Below are 13,435 nucleotides of genomic sequence, written 5' to 3'. Positions count from 1 at the left end.
TTTATTTGCGACCAGATCGCTTGAGTTGGTCACATAAGCAGGTGATCAATAAAGCAGCCCTGATAGGGCTTTATTGTGAAGCAGCGAGAAGGGGGGGTAATCCTGATGGGGATAATTGGTGTTCAGCCAGATATGTTTGTATTGAGGGCTTACCGGAAGTTCTCGAGACGACTGATTACTACTCCGCAGACCTCCCACTTCGCATCAATAGGAATGATAGGTTCAGGCCACTGTGGGTTCAGAGCTTTCAAGAAAAACTCGCCACTATCCGAAATAAACTGTTTAAAGGTTACTTTTTGGTTGTCTAGCCTTCTAGCAATAATGTAATCGCCATTCTTTGGATCTTCCTCTGGGTCAACAATTATTATCTCTCCATGGGTAAACTTGGGCTCCATGCTAGAACCCTCTACCCGAACAGCAAATGTGTACTTTGAGTGTGGGACAGTACACAGAACTGTGGTTTCACCGTCCCCTGGCTGATAGTTATCTATAGCTTCCTCCCAGTGGCCAGCTTGCACGGAAGAAATGAGTGGTACCGCGCCATAGATGTCTGGCCCAATGCTGAGATTATCAGAATTAACGCCTATTTCATCGCGAATATTAGAAAATTGTTCCCTTTTCCCTTTTCCAGTTGTTAACCACCGAATGTCAACCCCCCATTTGTCGGCAAAGCGAATGATTCTATCCATCTCTATTTTCTGAGTATCGCGCGTATCCCATTGGCGCACAGCCTCATAGCTTACGCCACAGTCTTCCGCCAACTGCCGCCTAATCCGGCGCGTCGGGATGCCCTCATCCACCAAAACTTTTTTCATTCTGTCTATCACATTCATTTGCTCAACATACAAGTTTTCTTGACAAATGGGCTTGCACTTTAAATGCAAGCGTGCTTTTATATTGTTCAATTGGAGGACTTCTCAATGACTGTTGATCAAGTTTTTGACTATTTCGGATCTCGTGGAGCAGTCGCTCGTGCCTTGGGCATCACTTATGAAGCAGTGCGCCAATGGGAATACACGGGGAGTGTACCAATCAGAAGGCAATACGAAATAGAGCGGCTCTCTGGTGGAAAACTTACCCCTGATGTAGCCAAAACTCCCGCGATCAGCTTTACGGCAACGCAAGCCAGCGCCTGACAACAATCAGCATAGCTGGATAGAGCGACACACAAGGCCATCACATAGATTTGTTGAGCAAGGCGACACATGTGGGTTAAAGGCACAGTACAGAAATTAATCAACATAAGGATAAGGGCATCAAGTATGTATGCAGACCCCAAGCACATTAAGGATCGTGAGATCAAGCTACGCGTCGATGACGCGACCTATGAACTTATTGAGGCGCTAGCAAAGTTCAACAGAACGCAAAAAGCAGTCTTGGTGCGTGAGTTTGTTGAAGCACAGCTAGCGCTGTTCTCTGATGAGGATAGCAACGAAGGTCAAGCGGCCTGAAGGCCCCGGAGAGGGCCTATGAAGGAAATGTTCACACCGTTCACGCATGGGCAGGCCGAAAAGTTAGATCAACTGGCCAAAAAACATGGCAAAACTACGGAAGAATTCTTCGCCGAAATTGTGGTGCGAGAGTTAAAGAAACGAAATAAGCCCGGAATTCCGAAAGGTAATATTCGGGCGTTCAGGAGGCCCTGAATAGTCCCTGAAAGGTGGCTGAATATAGATTTTCCCTGACAGCCCAAGCGCTGCCAGAGTTTTTTAACAGATCGGCATAGTAGAGAGGGGGGCTGGGTAGTGCCCAGGGCCGGCTGCCACCGGCTCTGGGGCTTTTACCTCTAAATGAGTCCAAGCTCATGCGCTGTAAACAGCAGAGCTGCAATTGCATACAGCACTTCATGCACGTTGATGGACATACTGATGGTGAGTTTGCCTTTCATGGTTTGTTTCCAATCAAGCTAGCTCAACCGGTTGAGCCGTGAATTTGGCTCATTTATATCCCGCCATGCCTGGCGGTTGCTACTGGCCCGCCTAGGACAGTCCAGTAGCGAGAGCCCAAGCTCACAATGGACTCCCGGAGTGTTGAGCCACACTAGCCTGCGGCTTTATCGCTGCCAACGTAGCCACCAAAATGGCGGCTGCAAACTTGGTGTGCACCCCTCCCGTGGTTTCAGGGTATTGGGCTTAACCCAAGCCATCCCCCACAGGTAGGGCCATTATCCAGCCCCCTCTCTACTGTGTCGATCTGGTTTTTTGTCCACTTATGTCCAAGAAAGCACATAAGTCAAAAACAACACCCGCAGAGGCAGCCGGGGCTGTCCGGCACCTTTCCAAGCAACAGTACCAAAAGTATTTAAGAGCCGCAGGAGCGGACGGAGGTGCATTGTGAGCATGGAGCTAATGGTCAAGGCAATGAAGGTCAAAGTGGGGAACCCGCTACGCAAGCTGGTGCTCCTTAAATTGGCTGACAACGCTAGTGACCAAGGCGAATGCTGGCCAAGCTATCAGCATATTGCCAACCAGTGTGAAATCAGTCGGCGCTCAGTTATTGCCCACATCAAGGCTTTGGAGAGTAGTGGATTTTTATCAAAAATTAATCGTAAATCAACGAATTCCATCAAGCCAAATGCTAGTAATTTATATGTGCTGACCCTGGAAAAGGGTAGTGAATCCCCTGCACCAGGGGGGGGTGAATCTCCTGCACCGGGGGGTGAATCTCCTGCACCGGGGGGTGAATCTCCTGCACCGGGGGGTGGTGAATCTCCTGCACCCAGAACCAGTCATTCTTCTGAACCAGTCAATGAACCTAATACCTCCTTGCCAAACGCTGCCAAAGAAAATCGGGTGAACGCTACCGATGAAGATTACGCTTTGGCAAATTTTATTCTCAAAGGTGTCCGCAGGCTCCAGCCCAAATTTAAACCTCCCAACCTGGACAGGTGGGCTGACGACTGCCGAAAACTGCGTGAACTGGATAACCGTTCACTGCGAGAGATAGCCCGCGTGTTCACTTGGGCCAACAACGATGATTTTTGGCAATCCAATATCCTCAGCCCAGCCAAGTTGCGTAAGCAGTTTGACCGGTTACAAATCAAGTCGAGTCAAAGCAAGGGAAGTGCAAATGAAAACCATAACTCAGGCCCTGGCAACCGCCTCCAGCAGGAGCACGCACAAATCAACGCCGCGTTCGCTAGAGCCTCGGCACGAGAAGCTGCTGCTGGCTCTGTGGAAACGCATGACCCAACTGTACGGCCACAAGTGGTCGTCCCAACATGCCCTGTATGACTTTGAGGCGGATAAGACTGCCGGTCGCTACAGCGAGGATTTCATGCTGTGGGCGAAGAAGACACAGGGGCTGAGTGAAATCGCATGGTATCGAGGGATGAAGTACGTCGAGCAAAGAAATCAGGAGGCAGCGCGACAGGGTGAGATTGATAGCTGGCCACCCAACTACGCGGAGTTTGTTGGCATGTGTCAGCCGATTACTGGATCACAAATGTATCGAAAGTTTGAGCCCCCGAAACTGTCCAACAAGGTCGCCCAGGAACGCTCGAAGGTCGTCGGGCGCCAAACTCTGGATAGCCTGAAATCTCTGTTTACGGAGACGGCAGAGTAAATCAAAGCCATTTGGAGAGAGTGAAATATGCCAACCCTGGACATGTTCTCAGCTGCGGGTACCAAGCCCAAACGGCCACCACGGGTGATGATGCACATATCGGATGCTGGTCATGATGGTGCTGGCCGACGGGCCATTGAATTCAAATGCCGCAAATGTGGCTACGAGACCGGGTGGCTCAGGAGCGATAAATCCGTTACCGAGAATAAGCGGGGCAGACCCTGCCCGGAGTGTAACAAATCGCGTGTCGAAAAAGAGAGGGCGAAAGCATGAATCCCTTGCTTTGGTTTGCGCTAATTGTTTGGCTTTGGATTGCAATTGTGCTTTGGCTGCTTGCACAGGGTTCCAACTTGGTTGGTGTGTATTCCAGGCCGTATGAGTTTACCGACGAGCAAGCGGGAGGTGTGTGAGTGATGGAGGGTGAATTCTGGGTGGTGCGAACTCCAACACAGAAAGCCTGCGTTCTCGACAGCCTAAACCGTCTGAAACCAAGCGCTGACAAGCCGATGGCGGTGAAGGTAGGTCCATTTAAGGCAACACGCAGTACCTTACAGAATCGCTTTTTATGGGGTTGGGTTTATTCAGAAATCTCCCGTCAGTTGGATGAGGCTGGCATTGTCATTCCGTGTGACGATGGCACTGAACACCCATATACCAAGGATGTGTTACACGAAGTTTTTAAACAGAAGTTCCTTGCCATCGGCAGCATTGAGGCAAAGGGCAAGAGCATCATTCTGTATGGCTCCACGGCCAAGCTGACGAAAAAGAAGTTCTCGGAGTATTTAGAGAACGTACGTCGCTTTGCCTTCGACTTCTGGGGCATCACTGTAGTAGATCCCTATGTGGGGCAATACAAGGCAATTTGGGGAGAGTTGAGCCGTGGCCGTAAAGATAACAAGCGCGGATAAGTGGTTCTCCAAGTGTATTCGGGAGAGGGCCGGATGGCAGTGCGAGCACTGTGAAACCCAATACCCGGAAAATAGTGCCGGGCTGCAATGTTCTCATTTTCATGGGCGTGGTAACTACGCTGTGAGATTTGACCCGGACAACGCCTTTGCACACTGCACAAGCTGCCACTACTTCTTGGAGGGCAACCCGCACGAGTTTACCAGATGGGTGAGAATACAGCTCGGGGATGGTGCTTACGACATCCTATTGGAGAAGAAAGGCCACATGGATAATGCTCGATTTGCAAGGCGGGATGTCAAGCAGAAGCATAAGAGCGAAATATCTAGGCATTACCGCGAGCAATATAGGGACATGCAGGCACAACGCGCTGACGGCAATAGTGGGCGTTTGGTCTTCGTTGGATACTTTTGATCAATCCAGTATAACACTGGATAGGAGGTGGAACTTGAGATTCAAAAGTGCAAGGCAGGCTTGGCACGATGCCTTTGATAGCCCAACCACGGCATTCGACTATGAGGCCATCGCCGGGAAAAGTACAGTAATGGCCCGCTCCAAGCGAAGGCTTAAACCTGTTCTTCGGGACGATGAGGGAAAGGTAATTTGTCGATTGCCAGTCCCCAGAACAGAAGCATCAGAGACACTGGTAGGCAAAGGTAGTGCTGGACGAATAATGGACGCCTGTGAAAAGGGCATGGTTCAGAGCGTGATTGCCCAAGTGCGTCGAGCTGACCCTCTGGCCTATTGCTGGGGAATGGCCGCTTATGCACCACCGGCATCTCGTTTTAGAGAACGTGCCGCACTGCTCCACTACTTGATGAGTGAGTTTGACCAATGGGATGAGTCGCACGACAGAACCGGCGTTAGTAAGTTGGCATTGTTCTGTATCACAGCATGCGCATTGCGCGATGTGAATGGCAGGCATATAGATCTAAAGCAGGCTCGTACACTTTTGAGGTGTGACAAAATCATCTGGGATAAGCATTGGAAAAGATTATGGCAAAGGTTACAGAGGCGTCTGGACCCACTTCCCATGAGGGCTTTGGGACCAATTTCTGAGGTGGTGGAAGATTACAAAAAAAGGTTGTGTCCAGATGGTTGACAGGTTTGTGCCAGGATGATACCTTTTTTCTAGCATGCCTTTTTTGCGCATTGCAGACTAAGAACCCGCTACTGGCGGGTTTTTTTGTGTTCGTAATTCGTCTGTCTGCTCCGAAGTCACTACCCCCTATGGAAGAAATCCTCAGATGCTTTGCAATAGCCAAGCGTTGGAACAGGTGGATTCTCTATAACGATTTCCAGTTGAAGCACGTAGTTGTACACCCTAATGATTTTGAGCTCATGGGATTCCCTCAAGACTGGTTAGGGATTCCAGTTAAGCCGCTGGGCCGAGAGTGATTTAACGCCAATAGCCACCACAGTCAATATTCTAAGCCCGCCCAATGCGGGCTTCTTCGTTTCTGGTAATCCAATGTTCGATAACGACTACTTCACGGAAGAGGAGTTGTCCTGCCGTTGCTGTGGTAAGAACCACTTCTCGGATGACACGCTGCACCGGTTAATTCGAGTGAGGAAGCGCTTCAACAAGCCGATGGTGATCACCTCCGGTTATCGCTGCCCGGCCCACTGCGCCCGTATCGGCTCCACCATGACACACACTACCGGGCAGGCTGTGGATGTATCAGTTTCTGGTGGGCGTGCCTATGAGCTTCTGGGGATCGCGATAGAGGAAGGCTTTACCGGCATTGGCGTAAAGCAGAAGGGCGCCCACAAGGGCAGATTCCTGCATCTGGATGATCTTGAGCCTATACCGGGTGAGCGTACCCGGCCTACTGTGTGGAGCTACTGAGGGGAGTGTGTCGAAAAAGCGAGCCAGTACAGAGAATTACGAACAATGGTATATTCTGGGATAGTGGTCGTGATGACCCTTTCTCTATTTTATGCGATTGTATCGAATTTTTTGTAATTATCTAATTTTAAAGGAAATTTTGGATAATTGACACAGAATTGCTTCCGAGGTAGTAATCACTATCACCTATTTGAATCTTATCCAGAGCATAGAGGTTACAGTTATGAAGGCCCCATCGATACTTTTGTGAAATGCGTTGCTTATGAAATGCCAAGAGGGATTCGTGTGAATGCCGTTAACCCGACTGCTTTGGAAGAAGCATGGGATGTTTAATTTATATATGTGTTACCGTGGTTACCCCCGAGCGTATGTTCTTCAGTCACGGTGCACAAAGTGAACAACGGATACGAATTATTAGATTGTAAAGATAAGGATAAAGGTCAAGGTATTTTCGCTACTAAGCGATTTCATTCTGGCGATATAGTGATGGTGGGTGTCATCGAAGAAGACAATATTGATGAAAACCACTCTCATGCCTCCCAGATGGGCGAGTTTCGCTATGCATTACATGGTGGAGAGATTGCTAAGGTTAACCACTCCTGCAATCCCAACTGTGGGATAAATCTAAATGAGGTAGAAGCACATGATTTTATTGCAATGCACACCATCGAGATTGGTGATGAAATAACATTTGATTATGCTATGAGAAATTACATCATTGACCACTTTCCATACAAATGCTGCTGTGGAGCGGGAAATTGTCGAGGCAGAATTACGGGCTGGAAAGATCTCCCTGAAAGTTTTAAGTCAACATATAAAGGGTATGTGGCACCATATCTCATTGAAATTGATTTTAGATTAAAAGAATTAGCACATCATTGACTTAACAATTTTGCCAAAAGGCCGCGCTAAAGCACGCCTTTTACAAAAGCGTGTGTGCCAGGCATAGCGCTTAACAAGCGAGGTGTAAATCCTTGTGCCAGGTACCCAACCACTTAAACCGGCCACAGAGCCGGTTTTTTTACGCCTGGAGAAAGTGATTTCCCTAGGTTTTACAATCTGGAGCTACTAATGGACTGGAAAGCGATAGTTAAAAGCGTTGCCCCGACCCTGGGCGCTGCTCTTGGTGGCCCTGTCGCGGGAACGGCAGTCAAGTTCCTGGTTGGTGCCCTACTGGGTGATGAAAAGGCTACTGAACAGGATATTGCCGATCTGGTACTGAATGCGAGCCCCGAACAGCTTCTGGAACTGCGCAGCCTAGACAACCAGTTCAAGCTCAAGATGCATGAGTTGAACATTGATGTATATCGGCTCGAAGTGGAGGACCGCAAGAGTGCACGGGAACTAGGCATCAAAGGGGGCCTGTGGGTTCAGGCGGTGCTGTCGTTTGTGTTCATCAGCGGCTATTTCTTCCTGACCTACCTGCTGTTCTCCGGCAGCGTAGAGGTAACCCCGGCATTTGAACAGACCGGAACCCTGATGCTCGGTGTGATCACCGGCGCAATACCAATGATCCTGCAATTCTGGTACGGCTCCAGCCAGGGGAGTAAGGAAAAGACACAGGCAATGAAGCCATGAACACACACGACCTTGTACGAGAGTTAGCAGAAAAGGTTGGCCATGCCACTACGGTAACGGTAGGTGCTATCGGCAGTGTTTACAGCCTGTTTATCCAAAACCCCATTGGCTTTATCTGTGCCTTGGTGGCCATCGCCTCCTTTGTGGTGAACTGGTACTACAGCCACCAACGCCACAAGATGGCGAAAGCACAGCAAGAGCGGAGAGAGTAATGGCCAGGCGCAACCATAACGGCCTGACTGATAAGTGGCAGGTCTTTGCAGACACCTATCTGGCTGATCCTGAGCTGAATGCGACGAGGGCTTACAAGGCTGCATACCCAAAGGCTTCGCAGCAGTCCTGTGAAGCTAGGGGTTCAGAATTATTAAGAAATATTAAGGTGGCTGAATACATCCAAAAAGCCCAGAAAGCCCGCTCAGAACGCACTCAGATAGACGCCGACTATGTATTGAAGCGCCTGTTTGAGATCGACCAGATGGATGTGCTGGATATTCTCAAGGATGACGGTTCGCTCAAGCCCATTCGGGAATGGCCAAAGATTTGGCGCCAATTTCTTTCCGGTATGGACCTGTCAGAGCTGTGGGAAGGTAGTGGTGATGAGCGCCAGATTGTCGGTGTGCTGAAGAAAATCAAGTGGCCGGACAAGGTTAAGAACCTGGAACTGCTGGGCAAGCATGTGAATGTTCAGGCATTCCGTGAGCAGAAAGAAGTCAAGGTTACTCTACAGTCGTTGATTGATGAGCTGATTGGGTGATGGGTGGCCACTAGAGCTACATTTACTAAAGACATGTAAATCATGCATAATGGTGCTCGCGGTTACCAATATATAAATGTTAAAGCCCTGGGGTCTTAATGAAAGAATTCATAGCTGCTGTCAATTCAAGGATAAAATCGCCTTTTTACGGATACTTTATTTTGTCCTTTTTTGTATTTAATTGGAGAGCAATATTTCTGTTGCTCGTGACAGGTGGAACTGGGTTGGTTAGATTGGAAACATTTGATAATCAAACAAATATCTGGACAATGCTTTGGTATCCATTAATTTCCTCCTTGATATTAGCCATAGCATCACCATGGGTACGATATTGCTTTGGGTTAGTAGAGCGTATGCCTCTGCAGAAGATAGATTTTTTACTCCTTGATGCTGAGCATCTGAAGAATATTAGACAGGAGGAGCTAGAAAAATCCAGGAATAAACTACTTGCTGTTAAAGAATCTGAGCTAATAGATAGAGCATTACGGGATGAAAAACTTGAGAAGGTCAAAGATGAAGAAGCTAAGCAAAATGTAAAAGAAGAAATTGATAATCTCAGGGATAAACGAGATAATTTATCAAATAAATTAGAGGCGCCTAGCCCAAAATTGTCTGCAGCTAGCGAAGAGTTATTACTTGGAGCTGCATCTGAAGAGCGTGGCATCATTGTAAAAAGTAGATCAATTGGGAATCACTCAATTGCAACAAATAATATATCTTTCGGGAGGAATTCTCCGAGAGAATTTGCGAAGTATGAAAAGGCTTTGGATGACTTAGTAGAATGCGGTTATGTGAAGGAGCGTGGTATTAAAGGAGAGTTGTTTGAGTTGTCCCATTCTGGGTGGGAGTACGCTGAAGCTGTTCAAAGTTCTATGCCAACCGAGTAGATCAATAGACTGATAATTTACTGACAGATCAGAGCGCTTAGCTTTAAGATTCAGGTCACCGAAAGCCCGCCCAGTGCGGGCTTTTTCGTTTCTGGTGGCCCCGTGTTATAGAAAGCGGTTGAATAAGTATTGATTGACGAGAGAAACGCGTAATGGCTTTAGAAGCGGAGATTTCCCCGGATGAAGTGGAGTCGGTTCGGGATCTGATCAAGCGCTGTGTTCACGATTTCCCTTTTTTTGCCCTGAAGCAATTGAAGATCGCTACAAAGCGCGGTGCTCTGAAGCCATTCAAGATCAATCAGGCGCAACGCTATGTACATGAGCGTCTGGAAGACCAACTGTTTGAACTGGGTATGGTGCGGGCCCTGATTCTGAAAGGGCGTCAGCAGGGTATCAGCACTTATGTTGAAGGCCGCTACTACTGGAAGACACGATTCCGTAAAGCAGTGAAGGCTTTCATTCTCACGCACCTACAGCAGGCCACTGACAACCTGTTCGATATGGTGTTTCGTTACCACAACAATTTGCATCCATTGCTGAAACCGGCAACGGCCAATGCCAGCTCCAAAGAGCTGCACTTTGCGCAGAACGATAGCGGCTACAAAGTGGCGACAGCAGGCAGCAAAGGCGCTGGCCGCTCCAGTACGATTCATTACTTCCACGGTTCTGAAGTGGCCTTCTGGCCTCATGCGGAAACCCATGCAGCTGGTGTGTTGCAGGCAGTGCCGGAAGGTGAGAACAGCGAGATTATCTTCGAGAGCACTGCCAATGGCATCGGTGGTTACTTCCATGACCTCTGGCAGAAAGCCGAAGCTGGTGAGTCGGAGTTTATCGCAATTTTTCTGCCCTGGTACTGGCAGCCGGAGTATCGCAAAAAAGCGCCAAGTGATTGGAAGCCCAGTGATACGGAACTGGATACTGCCAAGACCTACAACCTGGATAGGGACCAACTGTACTGGGCGCACCAGAAAAACATTCAGCTCCGCGGTGATGTCGGCGAATGGGGCTGGCTCTTCCTGCAGGAGTATCCATTCTGTGCCGCTGACGCCTTCCAGCAATCGGGACAGGACACCTTATGCAATACAGCGTATGTCGCTGCAGCTCGAAAGAGAGGCGAAGACGCTGTCAGTCATTACGGAGCGCATATCGTTGGAGTAGATCCAGCGCGTTATGGCGGTGATAGGGCCAGTTGGATACATCGCAAGGGTAACAAGGCCTGGGGCTTGAAGAGCCTGCTTAAAACCAGTACCACCCAGCTTGCGGCCAAGGTTGCCAAAGAGTGCGATGCCTATGCAGAAGAAGGTAATCCGGTCGATGCCATCTTCGTCGACGAAGTAGGCCTGGGTGCGGGGACTGTCGATGCGCTGGAAGATATGGGTTATCCGGTGATTGGTGTCAACGCGGGTTCTGCGGCCAGTGAACCCGAAAAGTATTTCAATCTGCGCGCGGAGATGTGGAACAACATGGCTAATTGGCTCGAAGGGTCTGTATCCATTCCTGATGTAAACAGCCTGCATGCGGACCTGATCGCACCACAGTACACCTATAACGTGAAACAACAGTTGGTTCTGGAAACCAAAGAGCAGATGAAAAAACGTGAAATTCGCTCTCCTGACGAAGCTGAGGCGCTGGCGCTGACCTTGGCAATTCCCGTGGTAGCGCCTGAAAAGCGCAAAGGACGCCATGGACAGCGCCGGCCACCGCGGGACTGGAGAGCAATGTAATGTCCTTCGGCATTGATTACGCAGAGAAACACGATGGCCTGGCACTTAAACAGCTGGAGCGCTTTCTCGACGATATCCGTGTGCAGCCGGAGTGGCGCAGTGAGGCGGACCGGGCCTGTGCCTATTACGATAGCAACCAGATTACCCCCGAGATGCGCCGGGTACTGGAATCCCGTGGCCAACCGATCCTGATTCACAACCTGATGGCGCCAGCGATCGACGGCGTATTGGGCCTGGAGGCGCGCACCCGGGCAGATTGGGTGGTGCGCCCGGACGATGACGACAGTGTGGAAGTGGCGGAGGGCATTAACGAAAAGCTCAATGAAGCGGCGCGTATGACGCGGTCTGATAAAGCCTGTGCCGATGCCTTTGCCGGCCAGGTCAAGTGCGGGCTCGATTGGGTGGAGGTTTCCCGCAGCAGTGACCCTTTCGCTTATCCCTACCGCTGTAAGCGTGTGCACCGCAATGAGATTTTTTGGGATTGGCATGCGGAGTCGGACCTTTCCAACGCACGTTGGTTGGTACGGCGGCGCTGGGTGGATCGGGACCAGGCAGAACTGGCATTCCCCGGCCACAAGGATTTGATCAGGTTCGCCTGCCAGGGTTGGGACGGGTTCGACACCGAATACCAACTGATGCAGCGGGAAGATTTGCTGGGCGCTTATTCAGATTACACCGCCACCGATATGTTCCTGCAGGATTGGTGGGACAGTGACCGGGAGCGTGCCCTGATCTATGAGGTGTATTACCGCCACTATGTACAGCGCCCGGTGATGTTCTCCGGCGATGGCCATGTGCTGGAAGTGGATCCGCAGAATAGGATGCACCAAGCCATACTCGCCAGCGGCAAGGTGCAGGTGCGCAATATGGCGTTTCCCAAGATGCGCCTGGCGTATTTTATCGGGCCGCACCGCTTGGTGGATGTGCCCAGCCCGCACCCACACAGCAACTTTCCCTATGTGCCCTTCTGGGGCTTTCGCGAGGACAGCACCAGTGTTCCCTATGGCTTGGGGCGGCGCATGATGCCGGCGCAGGATGAGGTGAATGTGCGCCGGCAAAAGCTCACCTTCCTGCTGAACAAGGTGATGGTGATCAAGGACGAGGATGCACTGGCGGGGAATTTATCCGATGAAGAGATGCTGGATGAATTCTACCGCGCTGATGGTGTGGTGAACCTGAATCCAAATCGCAGTAATAACGACAAAAACGCCTTTCGCATCGAGCAGGAAACCCATGTGGCGGCACAGCAGTTCTCCATTATGCAGGAAGCGCAGCAGATTATTCAGGAGACGGCTGGGGTGTATTCCGCATTCCTCGGCCAGGAGAGTGGTGCCAAGTCCGGTGTGGCGATTGACTCATTGGTAGAGCAAGGCAGCACTACGCTTGCGGAACTCACCGATAACTACCGCTTCGCCCGTCAGCAGGTGGGCGAGATGCTGATGGCCCATGTGATTCATGACCTCAGCCAGCGCCAGGATTATCCGGTGGCGCGCAATGTGGGCACACCGGACAAGACCAAAATTATTGTGCTGAACGGCAGCGAAGGCACAGGCCAGCCCAGAACCAACTTGGTCACCAAAGCCAAGCTGCAGGTGGTGTTGGGGGATATTACCAGCACACCCAGTTACCGCGCCCAGGTTTCCCAGCGCATGATGGAGCTGGCCAGCAGCCTGCCGCCGGATATGCAGATGGTAATGCTCGATTTGATTGTGGAGAGCACGGATCTGCCCAAGCGTGATGAGATCGTTAAACGTATCCGCGAGGTAACCGGTCGCGGCCTGGACCCTGAGGAAATGACGCCGGAGCAGCGCGAGGCTTTAGAAGCACAGCAGCAGCTTCAACAGCTTCAACAAGATCTGGGTATGGAAGAGGCTAAACAGAAAGTAAACAAACTGGCCGGTGAAGCACGCAAGTTACACGCACAGGCCAGTGCCGAAGAAGGCAAGCTGAAATTGGGACCGGCGGAGCTTCGACAGCTGGATGCCAGCACCGAAAAACTGATTGCTGAGATGAAGAGTGTTATCGCCGATGTCGCTCTGAAGCGCTCGCAATTCAAATTCCAGCAACTTGGGGACACCCAAAAGACTGGATAAAGCATTGGCTGGCAACGGCCAACCCCGGATGTGAAGAACCCACCTTGTGTGGGTTTTTTTATGCCCGGAACTTCGCACGC

At 50.4% G+C, this 13,435-nt stretch carries 17 protein-coding genes; 16 read left to right on the top strand and 1 reads right to left on the bottom strand.

Going from position 1 to position 13,435, the window contains the following annotated elements; translation table 11 throughout:
• Positions 1-149: 149 nt before the first annotated feature.
• On the bottom strand, positions 150-905 hold the full coding sequence (locus tag Q1A48_RS02100; protein WP_299940499.1) for a S24 family peptidase: 756 nt from the start codon (positions 903-905) through the stop codon (positions 150-152).
• Positions 906-920: 15 nt separating this feature from the next.
• Here Q1A48_RS02100 and Q1A48_RS02095 point away from each other — a divergent pair, with 15 nt between their 5' ends.
• From Q1A48_RS02095 to Q1A48_RS02020, 16 genes are all read left to right on the top strand, one after another.
• Positions 921-1,136, top strand: a complete 216-nt coding sequence (locus tag Q1A48_RS02095; protein ID WP_299940497.1) for a Cro/CI family transcriptional regulator — start codon at positions 921-923, stop codon at positions 1,134-1,136.
• Between the two features lie 126 nt (positions 1,137-1,262).
• Positions 1,263-1,451 carry a hypothetical protein gene (locus tag Q1A48_RS02090; protein WP_299940494.1) on the top strand — a complete coding sequence of 63 codons (189 nt, stop codon included), beginning with the start codon at positions 1,263-1,265 and terminating at the stop codon, positions 1,449-1,451.
• Positions 1,452-1,469: 18 nt separating this feature from the next.
• Entirely contained in the window at positions 1,470-1,646 is a 177-nt protein-coding gene (locus Q1A48_RS02085; protein ID WP_299940491.1) for a hypothetical protein, read from the top strand.
• 693 nt (positions 1,647-2,339) lie between these two features.
• Complete coding sequence (locus Q1A48_RS02080; RefSeq protein ID WP_299940900.1) at positions 2,340-3,233, top strand: helix-turn-helix domain-containing protein; 894 nt, start codon at positions 2,340-2,342, stop codon at positions 3,231-3,233.
• Positions 3,184-3,564 (top strand): hypothetical protein, encoded by a 381-nt coding sequence (locus Q1A48_RS02075; protein ID WP_299940488.1) that lies wholly within the window; start codon positions 3,184-3,186, stop codon positions 3,562-3,564. The genes Q1A48_RS02080 and Q1A48_RS02075 overlap by 50 nt, the downstream gene beginning before the upstream one ends.
• Before the next feature lie 413 nt (positions 3,565-3,977).
• Positions 3,978-4,472: a recombination protein NinB gene (locus Q1A48_RS02070; protein ID WP_299940898.1), complete on the top strand. Its 495-nt coding sequence runs from the start codon at positions 3,978-3,980 to the stop codon at positions 4,470-4,472.
• Positions 4,444-4,884, top strand: coding sequence for a hypothetical protein (locus tag Q1A48_RS02065; RefSeq protein ID WP_299940909.1), 441 nt, complete (start codon positions 4,444-4,446; stop codon positions 4,882-4,884). The genes Q1A48_RS02070 and Q1A48_RS02065 overlap by 29 nt, the downstream gene beginning before the upstream one ends.
• A 34-nt stretch (positions 4,885-4,918) precedes the next feature.
• Entirely contained in the window at positions 4,919-5,572 is a 654-nt protein-coding gene (locus Q1A48_RS02060; RefSeq protein WP_299940485.1) for a hypothetical protein, read from the top strand.
• A gap of 369 nt (positions 5,573-5,941) precedes the next feature.
• Positions 5,942-6,319, top strand: a complete 378-nt coding sequence (locus Q1A48_RS02055) for a D-Ala-D-Ala carboxypeptidase family metallohydrolase (protein WP_299940483.1) — start codon at positions 5,942-5,944, stop codon at positions 6,317-6,319.
• Positions 6,320-6,712: 393 nt separating this feature from the next.
• Positions 6,713-7,201 (top strand): SET domain-containing protein-lysine N-methyltransferase, encoded by a 489-nt coding sequence (locus Q1A48_RS02050; protein WP_299940480.1) that lies wholly within the window; start codon positions 6,713-6,715, stop codon positions 7,199-7,201.
• A gap of 189 nt (positions 7,202-7,390) precedes the next feature.
• Positions 7,391-7,897, top strand: coding sequence for a hypothetical protein (locus tag Q1A48_RS02045; RefSeq protein WP_299940479.1), 507 nt, complete (start codon positions 7,391-7,393; stop codon positions 7,895-7,897).
• Positions 7,894-8,109, top strand: coding sequence for a holin (locus Q1A48_RS02040; RefSeq protein WP_299940477.1), 216 nt, complete (start codon positions 7,894-7,896; stop codon positions 8,107-8,109). Before Q1A48_RS02045 ends, Q1A48_RS02040 begins: the two co-directional genes overlap by 4 nt.
• Positions 8,109-8,651, top strand: coding sequence for a terminase small subunit (locus Q1A48_RS02035; RefSeq protein WP_299940476.1), 543 nt, complete (start codon positions 8,109-8,111; stop codon positions 8,649-8,651). The genes Q1A48_RS02040 and Q1A48_RS02035 overlap by 1 nt, the downstream gene beginning before the upstream one ends.
• A gap of 98 nt (positions 8,652-8,749) precedes the next feature.
• The gene (locus Q1A48_RS02030) at positions 8,750-9,538 is read left to right on the top strand and encodes a hypothetical protein (protein WP_299940475.1); all 789 of its coding nucleotides are present in this window, start codon (positions 8,750-8,752) and stop codon (positions 9,536-9,538) included.
• A 152-nt stretch (positions 9,539-9,690) separates the two neighbouring features.
• Complete coding sequence (locus tag Q1A48_RS02025) at positions 9,691-11,262, top strand: hypothetical protein (protein ID WP_299940474.1); 1,572 nt, start codon at positions 9,691-9,693, stop codon at positions 11,260-11,262.
• Positions 11,262-13,355, top strand: coding sequence for a hypothetical protein (locus tag Q1A48_RS02020; RefSeq protein ID WP_299940472.1), 2,094 nt, complete (start codon positions 11,262-11,264; stop codon positions 13,353-13,355). Before Q1A48_RS02025 ends, Q1A48_RS02020 begins: the two co-directional genes overlap by 1 nt.
• Positions 13,356-13,435: the final 80 nt, after the last annotated feature.

This window comes from uncultured Microbulbifer sp., from assembly GCF_947489355.1.
GTDB lineage: Bacteria > Pseudomonadota > Gammaproteobacteria > Pseudomonadales > Cellvibrionaceae > Microbulbifer.
The sequence above is the reverse complement of the archived record's forward strand: the minus strand, read 5'-3'. Positions and strand labels throughout refer to the sequence as shown.

What these genes read in the sequence shown, in the direction of transcription:
- Q1A48_RS02075 (WP_299940488.1), top strand. Translation starts at nt 3,184, where the DNA reads ATGACCCAACTGTACGGCCACAAGTGGTCGTCCCAACATGCCCTGTAT.
- Q1A48_RS02035 (WP_299940476.1), top strand. Translation starts at nt 8,109, where the DNA reads ATGGCCAGGCGCAACCATAACGGCCTGACTGATAAGTGGCAGGTCTTT.
- Q1A48_RS02070 (WP_299940898.1), top strand. Translation starts at nt 3,978, where the DNA reads ATGGAGGGTGAATTCTGGGTGGTGCGAACTCCAACACAGAAAGCCTGC.
- Q1A48_RS02020 (WP_299940472.1), top strand. Translation starts at nt 11,262, where the DNA reads ATGTCCTTCGGCATTGATTACGCAGAGAAACACGATGGCCTGGCACTT.
- Q1A48_RS02085 (WP_299940491.1), top strand. Translation starts at nt 1,470, where the DNA reads ATGAAGGAAATGTTCACACCGTTCACGCATGGGCAGGCCGAAAAGTTA.
- Q1A48_RS02095 (WP_299940497.1), top strand. Translation starts at nt 921, where the DNA reads ATGACTGTTGATCAAGTTTTTGACTATTTCGGATCTCGTGGAGCAGTC.
- Q1A48_RS02030 (WP_299940475.1), top strand. Translation starts at nt 8,750, where the DNA reads ATGAAAGAATTCATAGCTGCTGTCAATTCAAGGATAAAATCGCCTTTT.
- Q1A48_RS02080 (WP_299940900.1), top strand. Translation starts at nt 2,340, where the DNA reads ATGGAGCTAATGGTCAAGGCAATGAAGGTCAAAGTGGGGAACCCGCTA.
- Q1A48_RS02055 (WP_299940483.1), top strand. Translation starts at nt 5,942, where the DNA reads ATGTTCGATAACGACTACTTCACGGAAGAGGAGTTGTCCTGCCGTTGC.
- Q1A48_RS02045 (WP_299940479.1), top strand. Translation starts at nt 7,391, where the DNA reads ATGGACTGGAAAGCGATAGTTAAAAGCGTTGCCCCGACCCTGGGCGCT.
- Q1A48_RS02040 (WP_299940477.1), top strand. Translation starts at nt 7,894, where the DNA reads ATGAACACACACGACCTTGTACGAGAGTTAGCAGAAAAGGTTGGCCAT.
- Q1A48_RS02090 (WP_299940494.1), top strand. Translation starts at nt 1,263, where the DNA reads ATGTATGCAGACCCCAAGCACATTAAGGATCGTGAGATCAAGCTACGC.
- Q1A48_RS02025 (WP_299940474.1), top strand. Translation starts at nt 9,691, where the DNA reads ATGGCTTTAGAAGCGGAGATTTCCCCGGATGAAGTGGAGTCGGTTCGG.